General features: G+C 62.7%; 4 protein-coding genes. All 4 read left to right on the plus strand.

The window, feature by feature from the left end; translation table 11 throughout:
• The first annotated feature begins 226 nt into the window (after nt 1–226).
• Nucleotides 227–736, plus strand: coding sequence for an AAA family ATPase (locus tag FVW20_RS09020; RefSeq protein WP_307831457.1), 510 nt, complete (start codon nt 227–229; stop codon nt 734–736).
• 329 nt (nt 737–1,065) lie between these two features.
• Nucleotides 1,066–2,130, plus strand: coding sequence for a dihydroxyacetone kinase subunit DhaK (gene dhaK / locus FVW20_RS09025; RefSeq protein WP_196609152.1), 1,065 nt, complete (start codon nt 1,066–1,068; stop codon nt 2,128–2,130).
• 419 nt (nt 2,131–2,549) lie between these two features.
• Nucleotides 2,550–3,182 carry a dihydroxyacetone kinase subunit DhaL gene (gene dhaL / locus FVW20_RS09030; protein WP_196609153.1) on the plus strand — a complete coding sequence of 211 codons (633 nt, stop codon included), beginning with the start codon at nt 2,550–2,552 and terminating at the stop codon, nt 3,180–3,182.
• 3 nt (nt 3,183–3,185) lie between these two features.
• The coding region (dhaM, locus tag FVW20_RS09035; RefSeq protein WP_196609154.1) for a dihydroxyacetone kinase phosphoryl donor subunit DhaM at nt 3,186–4,021 on the plus strand (836 nt) is incomplete at its 3' end.

Here is a 4,021-nt window from a genome sequence, read left to right on the forward strand (position 1 = left end):
ACACAGGGACGCCATAGACAAAGAGTTCCAACGCCTTGAGCTTTTTGGCTTCGGGAAGGCGGCTAAGTTCCCAGGCGGTTTTCCACGAGTACTTGCTACCGCACCGACGGCATTTGAAACGGCCATCAGCGAGACGCCAAGCTCGGGTGTATGTGCACTTCGGGCATTCTCTCATGTCCAGACCTGCCTATCACAGGTCCGGTTTGGTTAGGTATTACCAATTCTTATACTTACCGGAACTCCAGGCTCGGGGAAGACCACGACCGCGCAGCTTCTCGCTATGGCGCCGGAATCGCCAAAAGTTCATCTTCATTCGGATGACTTTTGGCATTTCATCAAGAACGGGGCAGTTCCTCCCTATTTGCCCGAGGCGCATAGGCAAAATACTGTTGTTGTTGATGTTCTAGCAAGCGCTGCTGCAGGATATGCCAAAGGTGGCTATTTCGTGATCGTGGACGGCATCATTGGGCCTTGGTTTCTAGAGCCGTTCAAGGCGCTTTCTCTTCCGCTATACTATGCAGTTCTTCGCCCTTCATTGGATAATGCTCTCCGGAGATGTTATGAGCGAAGCGACGAATCTATCACTCCTGAAGGAATTGTATCGCTCCACAGACAATTTTCTTCGCTTGGAGATCTTGAGAAGCATGTCATATTGGTTGATGGAAAGTCACGCGAAGAAATGGTGAGCACATTAACCGAAGCTGTTCAAAGTGGTGTAATCCTTTTGTTGCCTTGAATGATGACTTCAGCCGTATGTACAGAAATAGTATTTAGCTGACCCAGAACATGGAAAGTCACGCATTCGTCTGAATGCATATAGTGTATATCGTTGGCATTCACCTGAAAGAGCCCGACGACGGGGTCCCGGCTTTGTTGCCTGACATCTTTCGCGGCCCGTTATCGGCAGGTTCCGGTAGGCCAGTGCGGGCGTAGTGGCGGCTTTCCAGCATCACTGCCGTTGACACTCCTCTGAACCTTCTTTCCGCTGCCCCGTTCCCACCGCTTAGGAAATCGCGTATTGTCCAGCGTGACTGTCCCTAACGAGCAAACCCACGAGGCATGACCATGAAGAAATTGATCAATGCAGTGGAAAACGTGGTACGCGAACAGTTGCAGGGCATGGCGGCGGCGCATCCGGAACTGCGGGTGAACATCGATCCGCACTTCGTCTGCCGCAAGGAAATACCGCAGGGCAAGGTGGTCATCGTATCGGGCGGCGGCAGCGGGCACGAACCCATGCACGGCGGCTTCGTCGGCCACGGCATGCTGGACGGCGCCTGCCCCGGCGAGGTGTTCACCTCGCCCACGCCCGACCAGATGTACGAGTGCGCAAAAGCCGTGAATCGCGGCGCGGGCGTGCTGTTCATCGTCAAGAACTACACCGGCGACGTGATGAACTTCGAAACCGCTGCCGAACTGTGCCACGCCGACGGGCTGAAGGTGCAGAACATCCTCATCGACGACGACGTGGCCGTGAAGGACAGCCTGTACACGGCTGGTCGGCGCGGTGTGGGCACCACCGTGCTGGCGGAAAAGATCGTGGGCGCGGCGGCGGAAGCCGGGTACGACCTCGACAAGTGCGCCGACCTGTGCCGCAAGGTGAACCAGTATGGCCGTTCCATGGGCATGGCGCTGACCCCGTGCACCGTGCCCGCCGCAGGCAAGCCCACCTTTGAACTGGCAGAGAGCGAGATAGAGATCGGCATCGGCATCCACGGCGAGCCGGGCACCCAGCGCGCCCCCATGAAGACCGTGGACGAACTGGTGCAGATCATGGCCACCGCCATCATCGACGACCCGGCCTACACCCGTACCGTGCGCGAACTGGACCGCGCCAGCGGCCAGTGGGTGGACAAGACCCTGACCGATGCCCCCTTCGCCAGGGGCGACAAGGTCATCGCCTTTGTCAACAGCATGGGCGGCACCCCGGTCAGCGAACTGTACGCCGTGTATCGCAAACTGGCCGAAGTCTGCTCGGCGCGCGGCATCTCCATCGTGCGCAACCTGATCGGCCCGTACATCACCTCTCTGGAAATGCAGGGCTTTTCCATCACCCTGCTGAAGGTGGATGACGAGATACTGAAGTTCTGGGATGCCAAGGCGATCTCCCCTGGCCTGCGCATGGGCTAGGGGCGGGTGCGCTGCGGTCCTTTTGCCCTCTGCCTTCGTCGAAGTAACTTTTCATTGCGGTCACGTACGATAAGAGTACGCTCCCTTCATGAAAAGGCGCTTCTCCTCGGCAGAGAACAAAAATCCGCGCAGCGCACGCGAAGTGCAGTGGCACAGCGAACGCCGATGCCCTTGGCGTAGCGCATGCAGAGTGTTGATGGACTCAGTGCAACGCATGTTGAAATGCTGCGAGCCCAAGCCAAACCAAAAGCTGACGCTACCGCAACCAGAACAGTTTCCTTACCGACCATGAATCCCGGTCCGGCGGATGGCATGCCTGTCGTCCGCCGGACCGGAATCCGTACACGCGGACGGCGGTTCACGCCATTTTCACTGGCGCGTCACGGCCATCGTCCACCATATTTCCACAAGGATGCCCCATGCAGATCACCCGCGATCACATCCTCACATGGCTCGCCAAGCTCGGCGACATCATGCGCGACAACCGCACGTATCTCACCGATCTCGACGCCGCCATCGGCGACGCCGACCACGGCATCAACATGGACCGGGGCTTCAGCAAGGTGCAGGAAAAGCTGCCCGCCTTCGCGGACAAGGACATCGGCGCAATTCTGAAGGACACCGGCATGGTGCTGCTGTCCACCGTGGGCGGGGCCAGCGGCCCCCTGTACGGCACCTTTTTCATGAAGGCCGGGCTTGCCGTGGCGGGCAAGGACGCCCTGGACGCCCCTGACGTCCAGGCCCTGCTGGACGCCGGGGTGGAGGGCGTGGTCTCGCGCGGGCGCCCCGTGCTGCACGACAAGACCATGTTCGACGCCTGGAAGCCCGCCATCGACGCCTACCGCGATGCCGTGGCGGGCGGGGCCGACCTGCTCGCCGGGCTGGATGCCGCCGTGGCGGCGGCGGAAGAAGGCATGCGCGGCACCATTCCGTTGCAGGCCCGCAAGGGACGCGCCAGCTACCTTGGCGAGCGCAGCATCGGCCATCAGGATCCCGGGGCCACCTCCACGGTGCTGCTGCTGACCGCCCTGCGCGACGTGGTGCGGGGGTAGCCCATGGTCGGCATCGTGGTCGTCACGCACAGCGCCGTGCTGGGGCAGGGCGTGAAGGAACTGGCGGAACAGATGACGCAGGGCCGCGTGCCCTTGGCCGTGGCGGGCGGCATCGACGACCCGGAACACCCCATCGGCACCGACCCCATGCGGGTCATGGCCGCCATAGAAGCAGTGCAGCAGGGCGACGGCGTGCTGGTGCTGATGGACCTTGGCAGCGCCCTGATGAGCGCGGAAACGGCACTGGACCTGCTGCCGCCCGAGGTGGCGGCGCAGGTACGGTTGTGCCCGGCCCCGCTGGTGGAGGGCGTCATGGCTGCCGCCGTGCAGGCCTCCATCGGGGCGGACCTTGATGCCGTGCTGCGCGAGGCGCAGTCCGCCCTGGCGGCAAAGGCCGAGCTGCTGGGCATGCCCCTGCCGCAGGATTGCGGCGGGGTGGCCGGGGCCATCCCCCCGGCGGCCAGCCATGAACTGACCCTGATGGTGCCCAATCGCCTTGGGCTGCATGCCCGACCCGCCGCGCGCATCGTCACCGCGCTCGGACCGTTCTCGGCAGACGTGCAACTGGCGCGCGGCGAGCGGGTGGTATCCGCCCGCTCGGTGAACCGCATCGCCACGCTGGCCGTGCGCGGCGGCGAAACCATTACTTTCCGGGCCATCGGGGCGGACGCGGAGCAGGCCCTGAAGGCGCTGGCCGACCTTGCGGCGGAGAACTTCGGCGATTTGCCCGATGCAGGCGGGGCGTCCGGCCTGTCGTCTGATACGCCCGGCGCTGGCTTGCAGGGCAGGGCCGCTGGGTCGGGCGCGTCCGGCGCCAAGGGCGGGGTGCCCGCTTCGCC

Origin of the sequence: Nitratidesulfovibrio oxamicus (genome assembly GCF_015731765.1) — a bacterium.
GTDB classification, from domain to species: domain Bacteria; phylum Desulfobacterota; class Desulfovibrionia; order Desulfovibrionales; family Desulfovibrionaceae; genus Cupidesulfovibrio; species Cupidesulfovibrio oxamicus.